Source organism: Metabacillus arenae (assembly GCF_014773385.1).
In the GTDB taxonomy this organism is placed as follows: domain Bacteria; phylum Bacillota; class Bacilli; order Bacillales; family Bacillaceae; genus Metabacillus_D; species Metabacillus_D arenae.
Genome location: NZ_JACXAI010000012.1, coordinates 51422 through 73403, shown reverse-complemented (window position 1 = coordinate 73403; position 21982 = coordinate 51422). Strand labels below are relative to the sequence as shown.

The 21982-nt window shown below is 38.5% G+C and carries 21 protein-coding genes and 1 riboswitch; of the genes, 2 read left to right on the top strand and 19 right to left on the bottom strand.

The window, feature by feature from the left end; translation table 11 throughout:
- Nucleotides 1-109: 109 nt before the first annotated feature.
- The 12 genes from IC621_RS11205 to IC621_RS11150 all read right to left on the bottom strand — a co-directional run bounded on the left by IC621_RS11205 (nt 110) and on the right by IC621_RS11150 (nt 12303).
- Nucleotides 110-922: a MetQ/NlpA family ABC transporter substrate-binding protein gene (locus IC621_RS11205; RefSeq protein WP_191158394.1), complete on the bottom strand. Its 813-nt coding sequence runs from the start codon at nt 920-922 to the stop codon at nt 110-112.
- An 11-nt stretch (nt 923-933) separates the two neighbouring features.
- The gene (locus tag IC621_RS11200) at nt 934-1602 is read right to left on the bottom strand and encodes a methionine ABC transporter permease (protein ID WP_191158393.1); all 669 of its coding nucleotides are present in this window, start codon (nt 1600-1602) and stop codon (nt 934-936) included.
- The gene (locus tag IC621_RS11195) at nt 1595-2623 is read right to left on the bottom strand and encodes a methionine ABC transporter ATP-binding protein (protein WP_191158392.1); all 1029 of its coding nucleotides are present in this window, start codon (nt 2621-2623) and stop codon (nt 1595-1597) included. The genes IC621_RS11200 and IC621_RS11195 overlap by 8 nt, the downstream gene beginning before the upstream one ends.
- A gap of 234 nt (nt 2624-2857) precedes the next feature.
- Nucleotides 2858-2966, bottom strand: a riboswitch (SAM riboswitch).
- 137 nt (nt 2967-3103) lie between these two features.
- Entirely contained in the window at nt 3104-3421 is a 318-nt protein-coding gene (locus tag IC621_RS11190) for an SCP2 sterol-binding domain-containing protein (RefSeq protein WP_191158391.1), read from the bottom strand.
- Between the two features lie 295 nt (nt 3422-3716).
- Complete coding sequence (locus IC621_RS11185; RefSeq protein WP_191158390.1) at nt 3717-4025, bottom strand: thioredoxin family protein; 309 nt, start codon at nt 4023-4025, stop codon at nt 3717-3719.
- Between the two features lie 111 nt (nt 4026-4136).
- Nucleotides 4137-4484 (bottom strand): toprim domain-containing protein, encoded by a 348-nt coding sequence (locus IC621_RS11180; protein WP_191158389.1) that lies wholly within the window; start codon nt 4482-4484, stop codon nt 4137-4139.
- Nucleotides 4485-5018: 534 nt separating this feature from the next.
- Entirely contained in the window at nt 5019-5264 is a 246-nt protein-coding gene (locus IC621_RS11175; RefSeq protein ID WP_191158388.1) for a YusG family protein, read from the bottom strand.
- Nucleotides 5265-5469: 205 nt separating this feature from the next.
- Entirely contained in the window at nt 5470-5853 is a 384-nt protein-coding gene (gcvH, locus tag IC621_RS11170; protein ID WP_191158387.1) for a glycine cleavage system protein GcvH, read from the bottom strand.
- 67 nt (nt 5854-5920) lie between these two features.
- Nucleotides 5921-6280, bottom strand: a complete 360-nt coding sequence (locus IC621_RS11165) for an arsenate reductase family protein (RefSeq protein ID WP_191158386.1) — start codon at nt 6278-6280, stop codon at nt 5921-5923.
- A 601-nt stretch (nt 6281-6881) separates the two neighbouring features.
- On the bottom strand, nt 6882-8666 hold the full coding sequence (locus tag IC621_RS11160) for an acyl-CoA dehydrogenase family protein (RefSeq protein WP_191158385.1): 1785 nt from the start codon (nt 8664-8666) through the stop codon (nt 6882-6884).
- Between the two features lie 60 nt (nt 8667-8726).
- On the bottom strand, nt 8727-9905 hold the full coding sequence (locus tag IC621_RS11155) for an acetyl-CoA C-acetyltransferase (protein ID WP_191158384.1): 1179 nt from the start codon (nt 9903-9905) through the stop codon (nt 8727-8729).
- 13 nt (nt 9906-9918) lie between these two features.
- Nucleotides 9919-12303: a 3-hydroxyacyl-CoA dehydrogenase/enoyl-CoA hydratase family protein gene (locus IC621_RS11150; protein ID WP_191158383.1), complete on the bottom strand. Its 2385-nt coding sequence runs from the start codon at nt 12301-12303 to the stop codon at nt 9919-9921.
- Between the two features lie 247 nt (nt 12304-12550).
- Here IC621_RS11150 and IC621_RS11145 point away from each other — a divergent pair, with 247 nt between their 5' ends.
- Entirely contained in the window at nt 12551-12700 is a 150-nt protein-coding gene (locus IC621_RS11145) for a YuzL family protein (protein WP_191158382.1), read from the top strand.
- 86 nt (nt 12701-12786) lie between these two features.
- On the opposite strand, the gene IC621_RS11140 is transcribed toward IC621_RS11145, so the two are convergent.
- The 6 genes from IC621_RS11140 to IC621_RS11115 all read right to left on the bottom strand — a co-directional run bounded on the left by IC621_RS11140 (nt 12787) and on the right by IC621_RS11115 (nt 18767).
- Nucleotides 12787-13704 carry a proline dehydrogenase family protein gene (locus tag IC621_RS11140; RefSeq protein ID WP_191158381.1) on the bottom strand — a complete coding sequence of 306 codons (918 nt, stop codon included), beginning with the start codon at nt 13702-13704 and terminating at the stop codon, nt 12787-12789.
- Between the two features lie 1149 nt (nt 13705-14853).
- Nucleotides 14854-15123: a YusU family protein gene (locus IC621_RS11135; RefSeq protein ID WP_191158380.1), complete on the bottom strand. Its 270-nt coding sequence runs from the start codon at nt 15121-15123 to the stop codon at nt 14854-14856.
- A 30-nt stretch (nt 15124-15153) separates the two neighbouring features.
- Nucleotides 15154-15885: a (2Fe-2S)-binding protein gene (locus IC621_RS11130; protein WP_191158426.1), complete on the bottom strand. Its 732-nt coding sequence runs from the start codon at nt 15883-15885 to the stop codon at nt 15154-15156.
- Nucleotides 15878-16696 carry an ABC transporter ATP-binding protein gene (locus IC621_RS11125; RefSeq protein WP_191158379.1) on the bottom strand — a complete coding sequence of 273 codons (819 nt, stop codon included), beginning with the start codon at nt 16694-16696 and terminating at the stop codon, nt 15878-15880. The genes IC621_RS11130 and IC621_RS11125 overlap by 8 nt, the downstream gene beginning before the upstream one ends.
- A gap of 14 nt (nt 16697-16710) precedes the next feature.
- Nucleotides 16711-17766 (bottom strand): FecCD family ABC transporter permease, encoded by a 1056-nt coding sequence (locus IC621_RS11120; protein WP_191158378.1) that lies wholly within the window; start codon nt 17764-17766, stop codon nt 16711-16713.
- Nucleotides 17763-18767, bottom strand: a complete 1005-nt coding sequence (locus tag IC621_RS11115) for a FecCD family ABC transporter permease (RefSeq protein ID WP_191158377.1) — start codon at nt 18765-18767, stop codon at nt 17763-17765. The genes IC621_RS11120 and IC621_RS11115 overlap by 4 nt, the downstream gene beginning before the upstream one ends.
- A 145-nt stretch (nt 18768-18912) precedes the next feature.
- Here IC621_RS11115 and IC621_RS11110 point away from each other — a divergent pair, with 145 nt between their 5' ends.
- Nucleotides 18913-19929 carry an ABC transporter substrate-binding protein gene (locus IC621_RS11110; protein ID WP_191158376.1) on the top strand — a complete coding sequence of 339 codons (1017 nt, stop codon included), beginning with the start codon at nt 18913-18915 and terminating at the stop codon, nt 19927-19929.
- Between the two features lie 807 nt (nt 19930-20736).
- Here IC621_RS11110 and IC621_RS11105 read toward each other — a convergent pair.
- The gene (locus IC621_RS11105) at nt 20737-21924 is read right to left on the bottom strand and encodes an acetyl-CoA C-acetyltransferase (RefSeq protein ID WP_191158375.1); all 1188 of its coding nucleotides are present in this window, start codon (nt 21922-21924) and stop codon (nt 20737-20739) included.
- Between the last annotated feature and the right edge of the window lie 58 nt (nt 21925-21982).

The following is a 21982-nucleotide window of genomic DNA, read 5'->3' as shown; positions in this document are numbered from 1 at the left end:
GAAATAATGAGGGTTTATGCGTGAAAAATGAGGGGAGACCATATGTAGGCAGTTAACATAAATAAACAAGGCCTATCTATTGGTGATAGGCCTCAGGTAAAACAATGAATTATTCTGCTGATATGATAGAACCTTTATATTCTTTTTCAATAAATTGTTGAATTTCTTCCGATTGAAGAACCTCGATTAAAGCTTTAATTTTTTCACTGTCTTCATCCCCATTACGAACAACCACAAGATTAACGTATGGATTATTGTCAGCTGATTCAAGCGCAATGGCATCTTTTTCAGGGTTTAAATCTGCATCCAGAGCATAGTTCCCATTTATTAAAACGGCATCTCCTTCATTGTTTTCAAGAGCTTTTGGCAGGAGCGCTGCCTCTACATCTGCTGTAAATTTAAGGTTTTTAGGATTTTCTTCAATATCATCTACTGTAGCCTCTGTTTTTTCAACGCCTTCTTTTAACGTTAGAAGCCCCTTTTCCTCCAGCATTGAAAGCATCCGTCCATGGTCAGCTACAGAGCTGCTCATAATAATTTCTGCCCCATTTGGCAGCTCTTCTAGTGATTTATGTTTATTAGAATATACCCCAATTGGCTCAATATGAACGCCTCCAACACTTGTAAATTCGTAGCCATGCTCTTTCTTTTGCCCTTCAAGGTAAGGAGCATGCTGGAAAAAGTTTGCATCAATATCTTTTCCCTCTAATGATTTATTAGGTAAAACATAATCTGTAAACTCTTCAACTTCCAGTTTAAAACCCTTTTCTTCTAATAAAGGTGCTGCTTCTTCTAGAATTTCTGCATGAGGAACAGGTGATGCCCCGACTTTAATCGTTTTTTCTTCGCCTGAACCCGAACCGCACGCTGCGAGTATAGCTGCAGATGCAGCAAAAACAGTTGTTAATAGAACTTTTTTCATAATTTTTCCCCCTATCGTTTGTCTAATGATTTTGTTGCAATATCTCCAATGAATTGAAGGATAAAAACAAATAGTAAAATGAAAATTGTAGCGACTGCTGTTACATCGTTGTTGTTTCGCTGATAACCTTCCAAATAGGCTAAATGCCCTAGGCCTCCTGCACCGACCGCTCCAGCCATAGCTGTATAACCTACAAGAGCGATTGCTGTAACAGTAATACCTGAAACTAGTGCAGGCATGGATTCTGGCAGCAGCACTTTCCAAATGATCGTCGATGTTTTAGCACCCATTGACTTTGCGGCTTCAATGACTCCTTTATCTACTTCTCGGAGAGCAATTTCAACCATTCTTCCATAGAACGGGGCAGCACCAATAATAAGAGCGGGCAGTGCTGCTTCAGCACCAAGCATACTTCCGACTAAAACTTTGGTAAAAGGAATTAGTAAAATAATCAAAATGATAAAAGGAATCGAACGAAAGATGTTGACAAAGGACGCCACTACAAGGTTGATAATTTTGCTTTCCCAAATGTTTCCCTTAGAAGTTAAAAATAGAAGTAAGCCCAGCAAAACTCCTAAAACAAAGGTAGCAACCACCGATATCCCGGTCATATAAACAGTTTCATATGTTGCTTCCCAAACATTTTCCCAATTTACATTTGGCAGAAGCTCTTCAACCATTAGCTAACACCTCCGCTTCTACTTTCTGTTCTTTAATAAAATCAAGTGCACGATTCAGCTCATTAGCGTCCCCGTCAATATGAATAAAGAGACTGCCATATGATCCCCCTTGAGTTTGCGATATTTTCCCTTGAAGAATGTTCACATCAATTGCAAAATTTCGGATAAGATCTGTGATTAATGGCTTTTGTGCATCAGAACCGATAAAAGTCAATTGCAGCACTTTCCCTGTTGGATAACTTTCTAAAAGCTTCTGAACCGTTTCTTTTGTTTCCCCAGGCTCTGTAACTTGCTTGACGAATCGTTTTGTGATCGATTGCTGAGGGTTTCGAAATACAGTAAGAACATCACCTTGTTCTACTACTTTTCCTTCCTCCATAACGGCCACTCTGTGACAAATTTTTTGAATGACATGCATCTCATGAGTAATCAAAACAACTGTAAGATTAAGCCGCCTGTTTATATCGACTAACAAATCTAGGATTGAATCTGTAGTTTCTGGGTCAAGAGCTGATGTAGCTTCGTCACAAAGCAATACCTTTGGATCATTTGCTAATGCCCTTGCAATACCGACACGCTGTTTCTGCCCGCCGCTTAACTGAGCAGGATATGCTTTTTCTTTGCCCTCTAATCCAACTAGTTTTATGAGATCATTGACTTTTTTCATTCTTTTCTTTTTTGAAACACCAGCAATTTCAAGTGGGAAGGCAATGTTTTCTTGTACTGTCCTTGACCATAATAAATTGAAATGTTGAAAAATCATACTAATTTCTTGGCGGGCTTTTCTCATTTTAGCACCGGAAATGTAATCAATAGAATATCCCCCAACATCAATTGTTCCGCTTGAGGGCTTTTCCAGACCGTTTAGCAGTCTAATTAGAGAACTTTTACCAGCCCCGCTGTATCCAATAATGCCAAATATTTCACCCTTATTTATTTTAAGGTTTACTTGATCAACAGCGGTAATGCTTTTGCTTTTTTTAGAATTGTATATTTTTGTAACATTCTTTAGATTAATCATCACTTTCACCTTCTTTCTTATTGCTGCTTCCAGTATTATTAGCGTAAGAGCCGGCAGGCATGAAGGTTTTTCCTTAATCTACATGTCCGATCAGCTTATGTCCTTTGGGACGAAGTCGCATGGAGCTGGGCAACAATGACTGCTTTAACACATTCATACACTTTGACTTTCTAGCAACCTATTAAAAAGCCTTCCTGCTTAACGAGCAGAAAGGCATATTAATCTATGTCCTTTCTCTCATCTCTCAAAGCGAATTGCTTTGTGTGAATTGGCACCATTTCAAACAAATGTTGTTGGTTGCCGGGCTTCAAAGGGCACTTCCCTCCACCTCTCTTGATAAGAGAACAAGCTATTTTATTATATTGATATTCTTTTTAGTACGAAGGTGATTGTATCATGGGTATATCCACCTGTCAATTATCTTCCCCTCTAAAATAAATATATTTCTAAGATTGATAAATAAATGAATATTATGATAAATTATTCCGAATTCATCCATAAAATAGACTCTAGGTTAAGAAGGCTTCGATAGGTGCCTTCAAATTTAATCAGTCCCATCTTTATTGATTGCTGCAATTTTATTTTCCCTGTAAAAATCTCGATCAATTCATTTTGCTTACCTCTGATCCGAATATTCGGGCTGGTTTCATCATCAACAATAAAAACTCCTTCCTCATGGAGACTAAAAAAAAAGGTCATTTCATTGTTCGATACCTCTATAATCACCTCTTTACGGTAAAGCAAAGGTTTTAGTAATTGATTTTTGCTTAAATTCTCCATTATCTCTGTAATATTCAATTAGACCTTCCCCCACTATTTACTTTATTTAAATAGTTCTTTAGAAAGTCCAGAGTTCCTGTTATGAAATATCGACAAGTTTACCAAAACCAATCATTTCCCAAGAAATATGTCGAGTGAAAAGCGTACAGCATTTGTCCTCAGTGACAAATAATCTTATGAACGCATGAAGATTGTACTTTACATATCTGACAGGTTGTCTCTTGACCTTGGGACCACTGTTGTTTTTTACTAGATAACGATAACTCCCCTAAACATTAATTCACTTAACTTACTGGTGAAACTAAAAAACCGCCTAGTTGGCGGTATATGTTTTAAACAAATTATATAAATTTTCAACAGATTGAAAAGCGTAGACCTTTTTATCAAGCTGTCCTTCTTTAAAAAAGAGTAAACAAGGTACACTTTCAATTTTCCATTCTTCAGCTAAAGTAGGGATATAATTTAAATCACAAGAATGAATGGTTAAAGAAGGCATAGCTTCTTCAACAATTGTCAACATTTTCGCAGCCAACTGGCATGTACCGCAAAGAGGAGTATATAAGTATAGAAATTGGTCACTTTCACCAAGCTGGAAGAGATCTTCCTTTGTTAGTTTTTCCATAAAATGATAGACACCTCTAATTTTCTAAAAATATCTATTATAAAGCAGGTTTTTTTATTGAAAAATTTTAATTAAAAAGGTGTTTGTGGTTAATTTTAATATTTTTCCTTTTTATAAAAATCTTGCTTGAACATCAATATTAGCACTCAACAACACAGAAGCAACGTGTTGGTCTGGCGCTGAGGCTACTTCCCTGTACATTCGATCAATATAAAGATGGGAAGCCTCTGGAAACTCTCTTTTAAATTGTTTTCTTAGTTTTTCTCCCGATTCATCAGAATCCACTAGGACATACACATCTTTAGAAAAATTCTCATCTATAAGTTCATCAAGCTTCGAAATACTAATTGTTCCATTTGTGCAGATAATTTCAATTTGTTCATTAATCACATTTTCTATCTTTTTTTTGTCAGATTTACCTTCTACAATAATGACCTTCTCAACCTCAACTACCGACATTCTCATCACCTGTTTATCGTTGTTTCTATAATTTATTCAAAACGTAAAAGGTGTTTCCAATTTCTCCTGCACAACCGAAGAAACGGGCATAGAACGAAAAGAGCAGAGCGCTAGTCCTTCGACGACAAGCACAAGGCGAGCCGGCATGAAGGTTGTTTTTTAACCTTCTCAGCGGATTGACCCTGAGACCTAAGAGTTGATGGCGCCCGGAGCTGGATAATGATACCGCTCTTAATCACGTTCATACTTTCATTAGCTTAAGGTTTCTTAGCTGATAAAAAGAAATGATCCCATTTTTTGAAAATTTGAGATCAATGATGGGAATAGATGAAACCAGCGAAAGGATGATTCTCTAATTTAATAAACCACCCCAGCATTTTAGCGATGTAGTCATCCTAAAACTTCGCATCTAATAAAAAGGACAAGACCCATCGTGCCAAACTTCTCTGCCGCTAATTTTTCCTGCTGTTCAACATAAAAGTTGAGCTGTAGTAATAGTTGCAGTCACTGTGCACTTGATGAGTCAGGTCCAATTTAACACCAACCATTTTCATAATCACAATCCACATACTTTGCATCTGGTTGACTTGTCACGTCTGCCATTTGATAAAAACGCTCATTATCAAAATAGTAGCCATTTTTTAACTCGAATTCATTTCCTTTCGCTCCAGAAATCATTTGGCCAATCTGTTCCTTTTCTAAAAATAGTTTCATTTGCCCTTCTTGGAACTTTCCTGTGATTCGGTCTGTAATATCAATGCTCTTCTTTTCTATGGTCATTAAGCATCCTCCTAAATAAAAAGGCTGTTTTCAAGCTTTGTTTTAACCTTTTAAAAAAAGTAAAGGTACCTCCCCTAAAGAGGGAGGTCAGATGTGACAGAAAGCAAACGGTGAGTCACCGATTGCTTTCTTTATCTGATGAGCAAACTCTTTAAAAAAGAACCTTTACGATATAGGTTGCCCAATGACCAGAAAAGAAATGTGATTAGCCTTCTTTCACCATCTCTTCATATTGCTCGGATGTCATAAGGTTTTCAATTTGCCCTGCATCACTAGGTTCAATTACAATCATCCATGCTTTTTCATATGGTGATTCATTAACAAATTCAGGGCTGTCATCTAGGTCCTCGTTAATTTCAACGACTGTACCGCTAATAGGGGCATACAATTCGGAAACAGTCTTAACTGATTCAACGCTCCCAAAAGGCTCGTCTGCATTAATTTCGTCCCCAACCTCTGGAAGTTCAACGAACACAATATCCCCTAGCTCTGATTGTGCAAAATCAGTAATACCAATTCGAACCTTGCCGCTTTCTTCTTTTACCCATTCATGTTCTTCAGAATAACGTAACTCTTTAGGTGTATTCATTTTAATTTCCCTCCATTTAATAATCATTATTTATGAAAAAAGATTTCTATTGGAAGAACTCTTTTTCTTATGAACCCCATGCTTGTTTAAACTCGTCTTCTTTAAAACCAACGGTTACTTGCTTACCATCAGTTGTAATAGGGCGCTTTATTAACATTCCATCTTGAGCGAGAAGTTCTAGTAATTCATCTTCTGATGCTTCTTTTATTTTATCCTTCAGCCCAAGCTGACGGTATTTCTGGCCGCTTGTGTTAAAAAACTTCTTCAACTCCAGACCGCTTCTCTTGTAAAGGTCTTTTATTTCTTCTTTACTAGGCGGATTTTCAACAATATGTACTTCATTTATTTCAACGTTTTGTTCTTCCAGCCATTTTTTTGCTTTACGGCATGTCCCGCATTTAGGGTACCAATAAAACGTTAGAGCCATTTCCTTCACCACCTGTCACTCTTACTCACGAAACCATTTTATCATATCTCTTTTAACAAGCCTAATGTCTTATCTTCTAACTCCCTCAATTGTTGATATGATTCACTAAAATACATTTGACAATACATTCAGCGATCTCATTCTTATTTTTACTGATACTTTTTATAAACTTTGTTAAAGGGCAAAAATTCTGGGAGAGAAGAATTATTTTTCAAGTGAACTAGATGAGGTTGTCCGAAAAGAGCAAATTCTTTAATAATTGAATTCAAGAATTTTAATATATTCTGAAACATGTAAAGGGGCATCCAAAAGCCGAAAAATCGACTTATTGGACAGCCCCCTTGATTTATATGCTATTCTTCAGAAAACGTTTATTCTTTCAAAAAAATGAACATTTTTAAAAATTTTCTCGGTCCTTAAAGATTGACCAGAATTAAACGGTTCGAGCGTATTGTTGAAGTGAAAGAGAACCATCACATACTATCGTGTTATAAATGTTTGAGCAGCAAGGTCTATAAGTATAAAAATATATTTCACATCATTTGGAAATAGAACTGAACCCAGTGAATCCACTAGGTTCAGTCCTTTCAGCTTGCAATTTTTAAACTGTATACTTCTCTTCTTCGATTAGCTTTGCAGCAATTATACGTTTTTTTGCAATGACATTGATTGGAGTATGCCGGGTAAATTTACGAAGAGCGGAAAGCATCATCCTTAGTCCGTCACCGCTTTCAATTGCTATAAGGGATTCCTTCGCATGAGCTTCAATTTCATTAAATGCTTCCTGTGCAAATACTTGAGTATATAGCAGCTTTTGTTTGGCCTTCTCCTTGCCGCTTACTGCAATCCCCTTTTCAGTTCTAAGAATCGCTGATTCCATTGCATAGATATTGCTGATTATGTCTGCAATGTTCACAAGGATTTCTTGCTCTTTTTGAATTTTCTCTCCATATTTCTGAGCGGCAAGGCCAGCGATCATCAAGGCAATTTTTTTGGCATTTTTCAATAAATGTTTTTCTTGCTCAAGCAATCCATCGCCAACCTCTTCTGGCATAAGCATCATTAATTCTTCTTGCAGTGCTTGGGCCTTTTGAAGAAGAGGGATTTCACCCTTCATCGCTTTACGAAAATAGGTTCCAGGCACCAACAAACGATTGATTTCATTAGTTCCTTCAAAAATCCGGTTAATACGGGAATCTCGGTAAGCACGCTCTACCTCATATTCTTGCATAAAACCATATCCGCCGTGAATTTGAACACCTTCATCTGTGACATAATCCAATGTTTCTGAGCCAAAAACTTTATTTAATGAACATTCAATGGCATATTCAGCAATAGAAGCAGCTACTACTTTTCCATCCTTTTGCTGCTCGATTGAAAGACGGTTCATACGGTCTTCAAATAAACCTACAGTTCTATATACAGAGCTTTCCATTGCGTATAGCTTAGAGGCCATATTAGCTAATTTTTCTTGAATTAAGGAAAACTTAGCAATGGGGGTCTTAAATTGCTGGCGTTGATTAGCATATTTAACCGATACCTCTAACACACGCTTAGATGCCCCAATGGTACCGACAGCAAGTTTATATCGACCAATGTTTAAAATATTAAAGGCGATGATATGACCTTTCCCAAGTTCACCTAACAAATTTTCTTTTGGAACTAGCGCATCTTCTAAAATTAATGTCCGTGTCGAAGATCCTTTGATCCCCATCTTCTTTTCTTCTGGACCGGTTGAGACCCCTGGAAAGCCACGCTCTACGATGAAGGTTGAAAAGTGCTCTCCATCAACCTTTGCATAAACGATAAAGACATCTGCAAAGGCTGAATTTGTGATCCACTGCTTTTCTCCAGTTAATACGTAATGGGTCCCTTCATCATTGAGCTTTGCTGTCGTTTTAGCACCGAGAGCATCTGATCCTGATCCAGGCTCTGTTAATGCATAAGCAGCAATTTTTGCTCCTGAAGAAAGATCAGGTAAATATTTCCTCTTCTGCTGCTCATCTCCGAATAGAACGACAGGTAATGAGCCGATTCCAACATGTGCTCCATATGACAATGAGAAGCTTCCCGCACGTGAGAACTTCTCTGTAATAAGAGCTGAGCTTACTTTATCAAGTCCAAGGCCGCCATATTCTTCAGGTACATCTGCTCCTAGCAGCCCCAGATCCCCTGCTTGTTTTAAAAGCTTTACTGATTTCTCAAAGTGATGGTTTTCGATGTCATCTAAATGCGGCAGTACATCATTCACGACAAATTCCTCAGTTGTTTTTGCAATCATTTTGTGCTCATTTGTAAAATCCTCTGGTGTAAATACACGCTCAAAATTGACATCTTCTATTAAAAAACTGCCGCCTTTTATAACTGAATCTGTTGTTTTTGACATAATACATTTCCCCCCGTTTTACAATGTAGCTTAAAAGGTTATGAAAGTGCCAACAAACCATTAAGCCAAAAGTTCAAACACCCCTGCTGCCCCCATACCGCCGCCAATACACATGGTGACAACCCCAAATTGTTCATTGCGGCGTTTCAATTCATGAAGTAAAGATAATGTGAGCTTAGCACCTGTACATCCAAGTGGATGACCTAATGCAATTGCACCCCCATTTACATTTACTTTGTCCTCATCAAGCTTTAAATGACGGATTACTTGAATAGATTGTGAGGCAAAGGCTTCGTTTAGTTCGAACAAACCAACATCTGAAACGGTGAGCCCTGCCAGCTTTAATGCTTTAGGGACTGCCTCAACAGGACCAATTCCCATTACTTCAGGAGGAACCCCTCCGACTGCAAAAGAACGGAATTTCGCTATTGGCTTTAAACCTAAAGCGTCAGCTTTTTCCCTGTCCATGACCATAACCGCAGCTGCCCCGTCACTAGTTTGAGAGGAATTCCCAGCAGTTACAGACCCTTTTACTGAGAAAGCAGGTCTCAAGCCTGCTAAAATTTCCGAAGTTGTTCCTTCGCGTACCCCCTCATCTTTACTAAACTGAATGGTTCTTTCATGAAGCTTATGATCAGATCCTACATGTTTAACTGAAACTTCTACTGGTACAATTTCTTCTTCAAACTTGCCTTCTTTAATAGCCTTTGCCGCTTTTTGATGGCTTCGAACAGCAAAGTCATCTTGTTCCTCACGGCTTACACGATATTTCTCAGCGACTTGCTCTGCTGTATGTCCCATGCTCATATAGTATTCAGGAGTCTCTTCAGCAATCTTTACATTTGGGCGCTGAACATGCCCCATCATAGGTACTAAACTCATAGATTCAGCTCCACCAGCTACAGCCGTGTCATAGTGGCCAATCATAATTTTTTCAGCTGCATAAGCAATTGCTTGAAGACCAGAAGAACAGTAACGATTTACAGTAATTGCAGGCACCGTATATGGAAGGCCGGCAAGGGCTCCGATATTTCTAGCCATGTTTAATCCCTGCTCTGCTTCAGGCATTGCACAGCCTATAATGAGATCATCAATATTCCCTTCATAATTACCTGCCCGTTTTAACGTTTCCTTAACAACCAGTGCTCCTAAATCATCAGGTCTAACGTGAGCAAGGGTTCCTTTTTTCGCTCTTCCTACAGGTGTTCGAGCTCCAGAAACAATGACCGCTTCCCTCATTTTTGATTTCCCCCTAGTTACGTAATGGCTTTCCTTTAACAAGCATATGCTGCATCCTTTGCTGAGACTTTCCTTCGGCCACTAAACTGAGAAATGCTTCTCTCTCTAAATCTAGTAAGTATTGTTCATCAACCTCTGTTCCGAATGGTACTTTTCCTCCTGCAATCACATAGGCCACCTTTTTAGCAATCTTCATATCATGTTCGGAAATATATCCCGAGTGCAGCATAGCTTGTGCCCCCAGTAGTAATGCTGCATATCCTGTCTCCCCAACAACCGGGATTTTTCTACGAACTGGCGGCAGATAGCCTTCTTCTGCTAAATGAAGGACCTTTTGCTTTGCATCATAGATCAGGTGATCTCCATTAATACTTATCCCATCACTTTGACCCAGGAAATTATTTTCAATTGCTTCATGAGCAGAAGAAGATACTTTTCCTGTTGCTATTGTTTCAAATACTTTATTTGCCACATTTTGAAGATCAAAATTGACCCCTTTAGGTAGACTTCTTAAATGTTTAATGTAAAGCTCCTTGTTGCCTCCCCCGCCCGGAATTAATCCGACACCGACCTCAACTAATCCCATATAGGTTTCGCTTGATGCTTGAATATGTGCAGCTGGAAGACATATTTCCGCTCCTCCGCCAAGTGTCATTCCAAACGGTGCAGCTACCACGGGTTTACGGCTGTACTTTATCTTCATCATTGCTTGCTGAAAATGACGGATGACCATATCTACTTCAAAATAATTATCGTCTTGTGCTTCAAGTAAGATCATCGCTAGATTGGCCCCAACACAGAAGTTTTTACCTTGATTCCCAATTACCAGCCCTTTGTAGTTACGCTCTACTTCATCGATTGCAAAATTGATCATTTGAATGATGTCTAGGCCAATTGCATTGTTCTTAGAATGAAACTCAAGTAAAGCTACACTTTCACCTAGATCTATTAAGCTTGCACTACTGTTCTTTTTGATTACACCCTTTGTTTCCTTTATTTGTTGTAAATTAATTGATTTTGGATTGACCTCAATCTTTCTGTATTCCCCGTCCTTATAATAAAATCGGACGCCGTTTTCATTTATATAAAAAGATTTATGCCCTTTTTCGATCATTTCATATATCCAATCAGGTGCTTTCATTCCCTGACTTTCCATTACTGAAAGAGATTTTTCAATACCAATTGCATCCCACGTTTCAAAAGGGCCGAGCTGCCAGCCAAAACCCCATTTCATTGCCTGATCAATTGCAACAATATCATCTGCAATTTCCCCTAATAGGTTCGCTGAATATAAAAGTGTAGGAGCTGTTATTTGCCATAATAGCTGACCAGCGCGGTCTTCCGAGTAAATAAGCGCTTTCATTTTAGCCCCTGTACCTTTTACTTGTTTTACCATTTCAAGGCTTGGAGCTTTTAGCTTTTTACGCTCTACATACTTTAATGTCTCAGACTCTAATTCAAAAATGTCTTGACCCACTTTTTTATAAAAACCCTGGCCTGATTTACTGCCTAACCAACCATTTACAAGCATTTGTTTCATAAAAGTCGGCGGGTCAAATACATCTTTTTCTTCTCCTTCAACCTGGTCATAAACGTTTTTCGCTACATTCGCAAATGTATCTAATCCAACTACATCCAGTGTTCTAAAGGTTGCACTTTTGGGCCTTCCAATCAACGGTCCTGTAATGGAATCGACTTCACCAACACTATAGTTACCTTTAACCATTTCCCGCACGGTTACTAAAAGTCCATAAGTTCCAATTCTGTTGGCAATAAAGTTTGGAGTGTCTTTCGCTTCAACCACACCCTTGCCTAAAACATCCTCCGCAAACGTCTTCATGAAGGATAATACATGAGGGTCCGTATCTTTTGTAGGTATTAGTTCTAACAATTTAAGATAACGTGGCGGGTTGAAAAAATGTGTTCCCAGAAAATGTTTTCGAAAATCCTCTGAACAGCCCTCTGCCATTGCTTCCACTGAAATTCCCGATGTATTAGAACTTACAATAGCTCCTGACTTGCGGTACTTATCAATTTCAAATAATACATATTTCTTTATATCTAAGTTCTCTACAACGACTTCAATAATCCAATCCACATCAGCAAGGCGGTCCATATCATCTTCAAAATTCCCAACCTCTATAAAAGATAAGTTTGATTTTGATGATAATGGAGCAGGCTTTTGCTTGAGCAGTTTTTTAGCAGCAGCAGAAGCTATCCTGTTTCTTACAGGTTTATCCTCTAATGATAAACCCTTCTCTTTTTCCTCCACTGTTAAATCCCTCGGGACAATATCAAGTAATAAGACAGGGATACCGATATTTGCTAAATGTGCAGCAATTCCAGAACCCATAACTCCTGAACCTAAAACTGCAGCTTTCTTAATGCTTTTAGTCATTTCTTTTCCACCTTTGTCGTTTTTTGAATGAATGATCATTCATTTTTTTAGTAAAAAAATATACGCCATTACCCCTAGTTATAAATATAAAAGATTTAGAAAATTTGTTCAACATATTTCCAAAAGAAATTCATTCAGGAATTACTATATGAAGCATCCAAAAAGGGGACTCCATTGATTATACGCGAAAAAAAGTATAAAAGATGAACGATTATGAGAAATTAATCGCTAGGAGGTGATATTTAACATGGCACGATTAAAGAAAGATCCTTCAAAAGCAGGAGTTAGTGCAGCAAGTGTAAAAGGGAATTCCGGACCAACCAATGAGCATACTGGCGGCGGAAAGAGAACTAGTCAAAATCAGCAATATAAAAAAGAAAATATGGGAGAAGTTTAATTATAGAGCAGAATGAGTCTTAAAGAAGAAATGGTAAAAAGCATTCAGGTTGTCGCATTTATAACCGCGACACCTGAAAGGTTTTCCTATTTTTTTAAAACGCCTTTTAAGACGAACGCAACATTGGCGGGTCTTTCTGCTAAACGTCTCATAAAATAGCCGTACCAATCCTTACCATAAGGAACATACACACGCATTTTGTATCCTTCATTCACCAGCTCCAGCTGTCTTTCGGGACGAATTCCGTATAACATTTGGAATTCAAAAAGATCCTTTGAAATATTCTCTTCAATTACAAGCTGCTTTGTATATTCAATGATTGCATCATCATGAGTAGCAACAGCTGTATAGTTTCCATTCAACAAATGCATTTTAATAATCTTTTTGAAATTTTCATCGACATCTTTTTTCTCTGGAAAGGCGACTTGAGGTGACTCTTTATATGCCCCTTTTACCAAACGCAAATTTGGATTATATTGATTCAGATCTGCAATATCCTTAACTGTTCTAAAAAGGTATGCTTGAATAACGGTACCGATGTTATCATACTCACTTTTAAGCTCTGTGAAAATATCAATTGTTTTTTGACAACGAGAAAAATCCTCCATGTCAATTGTCACAAAAACATTGTGAGTTTTCGCGGATTTTAAGATTCTTCGCATATTTTTCATCACAATTGCAGCTGAAATATCCAGTCCCATTGAGGTTAATTTGAGAGATAATTGAGAGTGCAATTTTTCTTTTCCGATTACTTCAATGGCGTTTAAACAATTGTCGGCCATTTCGTTTGCTTCTCTTTCATTATCAACAAATTCCCCAAGGTAGTCGATCGTTACATCAAGATTTTTTGAGTTTAAGTCTTTGATGACTTCAACCGCTTTCTTAATGTCCTCGCCTGCAACAAAACGCGCCGCTCCAAGCCTGGGCCCATACTTTTTCGCAAGCTTTGTAAATGATTTATTTTTAGATAAAAACAAGAAGAAGTTACGCAAAAGTTGTTCCACCAGTGTATCCCCCTTTGAACGAAAAGCACAGAGCGCCTGCCTATCGGCGACAAACACAAGGCGTGCCGGCATGAAGGTTGTTCTTTAACCATCTCGGGCGGATTGACCCTGAGACCTAAGGGTCTATGGCGCTCGGAGCTGGACAATGATACCACTCTTTATCACGTTAATACTTTAATTAACTTAAACTTTCAGAAACGAAGAAAAACGCTTCCGAGCCTTTCAAGATGCTGGGTCATTGATGAGTTTTCATTCAAAATTACCACTTATACACTTTAGTTTTAATCAAAAGATGCTCCAATAATAAAAATTAATGACTTTGTAGCAGAGGCCTATTAATAGCACCATAAAGTTAAAATAATATTACCACCTTTCGAGCTTTTTGAATATTATTTTTGCAGTTACTTGTCAATGATTTTATTGAATAATGAAACGAAGGTAAGAGATTAGGAAGAAAATAAAATTTTTGAGGGAATCCCTATGCAACAGCAGCATCATATCCAACAACAATGCTGAATTTCTTTCAGCAGATCGTGCATGAATTGAAGAAAATATCAATAATAAATATAATTGTCCGAATAAAGTAATGAAATGGTTGAATTGCCACGTGTATTGGCCGAATAAAGTAAATGGCGGGGGCAGGATTGATTCAGGGTTTAGCGTTAGTTTGAAGAATTGTGGACTAACTTGTTTTACTTGGAGACAGTTGCAGTTGTGATTATTTATCGGAGGTTCCTTTAAATAAGTATAAAAATAGGTCAAAAAAAAGAAAAATTCCATATTTGCCTTGCTCGCTTGTCCTCTACCCTTTTTTCTTTGCAGCATATAGTAAAGTATGAGAAGTCAAAGATTTCTCATTAAGCCATAGCCGGCCCATACAGCCTCCCTTCTTTCAGAGCACATGGATTCTCATGTGCTCTGCTTGTTTGTAGTGAAAAAGTGAAACAACCTGGGAAATTCAATGTGAATGTGAGAATGTATCATCGGGAAAGATGCAGGATTTTCTGGTGTGATTTTTAATTAATGGGGGAGAAAACTAAATGGCCGGAGAGCATCCTACCTGAACAAGCTTCAGATTTGGCGGAATGAACAACATAATGATTAGTTGTACTGAAAACAAAAGACCCAAATGGAATGAAAACCTACCATTCAGGCTTCTTTGTCCTTATTCTTTGTTGAATTTCGATGCTTTACGTTCATTTCTTTGATTTCTGAGATCAATTGCTTCATTGCCTCTTTTGCATCTGGATAACTTTCATTCCAATGCTTTGCAAGCGGCGGCATCGATTTTGCAATATGGGAATATAAAACCCAATGCATGACTTTCTCTTTCAAATCTGGATTGGATTCTCCAAGTAAAAGTTCTGTATACTTTTCAATCAGACCATCCATTTGTTCGTTGAGTTTTGTATACTCCATCATAACCTCCTAAATGGTTTGCTGCTTTACCTATTTAGTAGGACAAGTCTTACAGCGGGTTCCTTTTTCAGAAGTTAAATAGTAAAGGCAGCAAGTTTTTCTCATTCTTTCCTCATTCAGATCATTTATCTGAAAATACTTTGAAAGCGGATTTTTATGATATGGGCCAAACACTTCTCCAGGTGCTTCATGCATAATATAATGAAAATCATTTTTAATTTTTTCGATCAGATCCTGATCTGTTTCCCTTTTTAATAGTGTTTCATACATCCATATAATATACAAGGCAATATTTTCCCACATGATCAGCCTGGACAGCTTAACTGTTTTACTAATTTCCATAATTAAAGGATATATATTTTCTTTAAAAAGCAATGTGAGCTTTTCGTCACGCCAACTCCCCCGATTATCGAGTGCAATGTCCACACTTAAATCTTTGAAAAAAAAACCAGGAAGCCATACAGGGTCTTCATCAACTGTTTCAAGAGAAATATTTTTTGTACTCACATTTAAAGCTTTGTCCCACATCGTTATGGCATACAAGTTTAAAGCTGCAAAAAAACCGTACCGTTTTGTCAGCATAGATGCGGAAACAAGGTTATTATTTGTATTCATTCTTGATCCTGCTTTTTGCAGGTACTCAATCAGTTGTTGTTTATCATAGAGCTGATCCAGCTGTATGGACAAGGAAGAAGAAGTTTGACTGGTTGTAAGTCGAAACTTTTCTAAATCTGCCAATTCTCCGTTTGAAAGTTCATGCATGTTGCAGCCCTGCTTCTTTTATAATACATCTCCCTTTACCATGCGGAATACATAGCGGTGTTCCGAACAATGGGTCTGTCGTGACTTCACAATTCATTTGGAAAACATTTTGCACCAATGAACAGCTGATTACTTCTTCTGGACGGCCTTGAGCAAAGATTTTCTTATCTTTTATAGCAACTAAATGGTGAGCGTAACGGCACGCTAGATTTAGATCGTGGAGAACCATGACAATTGTTCGGTTTTCTTTTTCATTCAATTCAAATAGGAGATCTAGAATTTCAATCTGATGAGTCATATCAAGGTAAGTCGTTGGTTCATCAAGCAAAATTATCTCTGTATCCTGTGCTAACGTCATGGCTATCCAAGCCCTTTGGCGCTGACCACCGGAAAGAGAGTCGACAGGTCTTTCCTTGAATTCACTCATACCAGTGGCATCAAGAGCATCGATTACCGCTTTTTCATCAGCAGAAGACCATTGTTTCAACCAGTTTTGATGAGGATATCTTCCTTGCTTTACAAGTTGTAAAACAGTCAACCCTTCTGGTGCTGCAGGCCCTTGAGGCAAGATTGCCAGCTGTTTTGCCACATCTTTCGTCGATTGCTTAGCAATCGATTTCCCTTCAAGTAAAACTGATCCCTCTTCCGGCTTTAATAATCTGGCCAATGATCTGAGGAGTGTAGACTTACCACAGCCATTACTGCCGATAAAAACGCTTATTTCCCCTTTTGGAATCTCTAAATCTAGCTCATCAATGATAATTGTTTCACCATATGACAATGTTAATGCCTGAGTCTCAATTGCGCTCATGATTGTCGCCCCTTTTAAGAATTTCTAGTTTTATATAATAAATATATAAAGTATGGTGCTCCGATCGCTGCAGTAAATACACCGGCCGGAATCTCCAATGGTGCAAATAATGTTCTGCCAATCAAATCTGCCAGCATGATTAGCAGCCCGCCAATTAAGGCTGATACAGGAAGCAAGGCTCCGAAAGAAGAACCGACCAGCCTTCTGGCAATGTGAGGTGCGATTAACCCCACAAACCCTATGCCTCCTGCAAAAGCAACGGCACTACCTGTTAAAGCGGTACTGAGAAGCAGCAATAAAAAACGGTTTCTTTGTACAGAACTTCCAACACCTTTTGCAATTTCATCTCCGAGTTCCTGAATGTTAATGCCGCGTGCTGATACAAAACTGATTAATACCAAAACCATTGTTACTGGTGCTAAAATACGAACCTGTTCCCAATTTGCTCCATATACTGATCCAGTAATCCATACATTTGCTTCAGAGGCACGATAAATTGGTCCTTGGATCATGAGAAAGGTTGTAACAGATTGAGCAAGCATGCTCATTCCGATTCCTATTAAAACAAGGCGAAATGATGATGCTCCTTTTTTCCAAGAGAGAAAGTAAACAATAAATCCAATCAAAGTAGCTCCTGCAAATGCGGCGACAGGAAGAAAATGGATACTAATTGTTAATGAATGATTTTGATCGCTGAATAAAGCAAAGAACCCGACAACTGCAATAGATGCTCCCCCTGTAATTCCGATAATATCAGGGGAAGCAAGCGGATTTCTAATTAAACCTTGGAGAATACCTCCGGAAATGGCTAAACAAATACCTGCTAATAAAGCAATTAGTATTCTAGGCATTCTGAAAGATTGAACGACAAGCAAATCCATCTCTTCCCCATACCCTAACAGGGTCATGAACACTTGAAGGGGATTTAACATGACATCTCCAATACCAGCACTTGTTAGTAAAAGTAGTAATGTCAATAAGGCAAGGGCGGTTATAACGGTTGCTGCCTTTTTATCGAGCAGTATCGAAAAAAAGTTTTTTCCAAGTCTAAGCGGCTGATATTTTTTCATGACGTTCCGAACCCCCTGCGTGCGATGTAGATGAAGAATGGCGTTCCAATAAACGCTGTCATCACTCCCACTGGGACTTCTTTAGGCATGATAATATAACGGGCTCCAATGTCTGCAGCAATCAATAATATACCACCAAGAAGTGCACTATAAGGCAAGATCCATCTATGATCTGTTCCTACCAAATATCTTGCAAAGTGCGGAATTACAATTCCTATAAAACCAATTGGCCCAGCAATAGAAACTGCGCTGCCGGCGAGAAGAATAATAACAAGCGCAGTTACCAGTTTAACAGTTCCTGTTTTTTGTCCAAGACCCTTGGCAATATCCTCTCCCATTGTTAAAACATTAATTTTCGGGGCCAAAATTAAACTCCCAATTATTCCAACAGTAACGTAGGGTAAAACGGCATATAACATTTCCATCTTTCTGCCTTGAACTGAGCCTGAAAGCCAAAATAATACTTGTTCCAGTGCCGCTTCATTAACTGCTAGAAAACCTTGAGTAAGCGAGGAAAACAAAGCTGCCATTGCGGCGCCAGCCAAAGTCAGCTTTACCGGAGTCAGCCCTTCCCTGCCGATTGAACCAACAAAATACACAGTAAAAGCTGCCGTAGCAGCTCCAAAGAACGCAATCCATGTAAAAGCATGTAATGAACTAATTTGAAAGGCTGCAACCGCAACAACAACGAAAAAGCCTGATCCTGCATTAATACCAAAAACACTTGGTGATGCCAGCGGATTTTTCGTTAAAGCTTGCATTAGGGCTCCTGCAATGGCTAGGCACGCACCTACAACAGCCGCAATGACAGCTCTTGGTAAACGGACAGTTTGTAAGATAAGATGTTCATTCGATCCATTAAAAGCAGTAAATGCTTCATAAGCCATCTGCCAGGATGTATTTGTATATCCATAAACAATACTTGCACAAATTCCAAATAATAATAGTAAGACACTTATAAATAGAACGAGTATTTTCGCAACGCCTGATTTTAACAACATGTTTCCTGCTCCCTAATGACTGCTTTTCAAGTAAACTATCATCATTGTATCAAAATACATTGAGTTTGAAAATCATTTTCAATTAATTGTTGACAATTCTCCAGTAACATTCTATTATCAATTTGTAATTGAAAATCATTATCAAATGGGGGTAACAGAATTGAAAACTACATACAAGAAGAATTGGATTGTTTATATCACCTTATTGATAGTATTTGCGGTTTTAACTGCATGCGGTAACAATGAGGCGCAAAAAAATTCTGAATCTTCAAAGGATAACAATAAAGCTTCCGAAGCATATACTGTTGAACATGCAATGGGTAAAACGGAAATTCCAGGAAAACCTGAAAAAGTCGTCATTTTAACAAATGAAGGAACAGAAGCACTCTTAGCTATGGATGTAAAACCTGTCGGAGCCGTTCAATCATGGCTTGGAGACCCATGGTATGAACATATTGCCCAAGACATGGAGGGTGTTGAAAACGTCGGGCTAGAGTCTGAACCAAGCTTAGAAAAAATCGCGGCATTAAAACCTGATTTAATTATTGGAACGAAAATTCGCCATGAAAAAATCTACGAAAAATTAAGTACAATTGCTCCAACAGTATACTCCGAAACACTTCGCGGAGACTGGAAAGAAAACTTTAAATTATATGCTGAAGCGATAGACAAAGAAGAAAAAGGGAAAGAAGTTTTAGATCAATTTGATGGACGAATAGCAGAGCTTAAAGAAAAACTAGGTGAAAAAACAAATCAAGAAGTTTCTGTTGTTCGATTCATGGCCGGAACAACTAGAATTTATTACACAGACTCTTTTTCCGGTGTTATTTTTGAGGAGTTAGGATTTAAACGTCCTGAGCACCAAGAAAAGTTCTTCACTGCTGATAACAACCTTGGAAAGCTTGCTGCAGAGGTTGGAAAAGAAGCAATCCCTGAGATGGATGGAGATGTTCTTTTCTATTTTACTTACGCACCAAATGGGGATAAAGAAGCCATCTCCACACTAGAATCGTGGACTAGTGATCCTCTCTGGAATAACCTAAGTGCAGTTAAAGAAGGCAATGCACATGAAGTAAGCGATGCGACCTGGAATACTGCCGGCGGTGTTAAAGCTGCTAACATAATGCTAGATGACATTGAGAAAATCTTTTTAGGACAATAATACACATCAATCTTATAGTAAAGAAGCCGGTCGAAATAGTTCTCGACTGGCTTCTTTATTTAGGCTTTTTTCCTATTATTTGTTGCTTTATGCGTATGAAAGAGGTGTATAACAAGCAATCAGTATTTCGCCGATTGCTTCAAGCCCCGCCTCTTACTTTTCACTTCAAAAGACCCAACTTTTATTGATACTATCGTTCTTTTTTCAAAAGCAACAAAGTTTCCGAATACAGTCTTTATTTATATATGTATTTCATGCAAACAATGCTTGGATTATTGCTCCCTTATTTCTTCTTTGCTGATTTACATTGATAAATAGTTGTGAGATCCTATTCTATTTCCTTTTATTCCACCCGAAAAGGTGGTTACTGAAACTTATACCAGTAAACAAGTTTGTGAATGATATATTTAGGATATGGAAAAATAGGAAGTGGAAACTGATTGGAGGAGTTGGAACGGGATGCTTCAGGCAACATGATAGGGAGCTTTTTCACATTACTCCCCTTCAAGGTTAATTTCCAGACATGGAGTGCGTATAGTTTAAAAAGACTTAATTAAAGTGAGCCTTTCATTATACCAAGAAGCGCAAGGCACTAGTCCTTAGGTGGGAATGCACTCGGTCCTCCCCCGGCATGAAGCCGGATATTGGGATTGTGACCCGTAATGTTACGGCTAGACGCTCCAATATGACTACGAGACACGTGCTTTGATAGATTTATTGAACTTGAATATAAAATAGCTTAGACTCCCGTGTTACATATGATACACGTCAGAGCCTAAGCAAATTTATTTTTCTATGAAACTTTGTTTATGAGCGCTCAATCACTGTTGCCACACCTTGGCCGCCGCCAATGCACAATGTCGCTAACCCGTAACGTTCATCTCTTCGCTTTAATTCATGCAGAAGTGTAACCAAAATTCGCGCACCGCTTGCACCGATCGGGTGTCCTAATGCAATTGCTCCACCATTCACATTTAAAATCTCATCATCAAAATTCAACTCTTTACCAACTGATACCGACTGTGCTGCAAAAGCTTCGTTTGCTTCGATAAGGTTTATATCTTCAATAGATAGCCCAGCTTTTTCCAATGCTTTTTTCGTAGCTGGAACCGGTCCAATTCCCATTATGCTTGGATCAACACCTGCACTTGCATTCGCACGAATTGTTGCAATCGGTTCAAGGCCCAATTCATCCGCTTTTTGCTTGCTCATAACAACAACTGCTGCAGCTCCATCATTAATACCTGAAGCATTACCTGCCGTTACAATTCCGTCTTTCTTGAAGGCTGGTCGTAATCCTGCAAGTTTTTCAGCAGTTGTCCCCGCTCTAGGAAACTCATCCTTCGCAAAAACAATTGGTTCTCCTTTTCGCTGCGGAATTTCAACCGGAACAATTTCATCTTCAAACCGGCCGGCTTCAATTGCTGCAACCGCATTTTGTTGGCTTCGGGCTGCAAATTGGTCAAGCTCTTCCCTTGTCAGCTCATATTGTTCACAAAGATTTTCTGCTGTAATTCCCATATGATAATCGTTAAATGCACACCATAAGCCATCGTGAACCATGCTATCGACTGCTTTCTGATCTCCCATGCGGAATCCAGAACGAGCTTCTTTTAATAAGTATGGCGCCTGACTCATATTCTCCATACCGCCTGCGACAATAATGTCAGCATCACCAACTAAAATTGACTGTACTGCAAGGTGAACCGCTTTCAAACCAGACCCGCAGACTTTATTAATGGTCAACGCTGGTACTTCTTTTGGTATATTTGCTTGAATCGAGGCTTGTCGAGCAGGGTTTTGGCCTAATCCAGCTTGAAGGACATTTCCCATAATAACCTCACTTACTTGCTCTGGGCTAATTCCAGCCTTTTCTAAAGCCGATTTTATTACTAGAGCACCTAGCTTTGTTGCTGAAATATCTTTTAAACTTCCACTAAAATTTCCAATTGGTGTCCGAACTGCACTTACAATGACTACTTCTTGTTGTAACAATTCTTTCCTCTCCTTTAGCTAAACTCATTTTAATATCAGCACATAATGTAAGACTTTT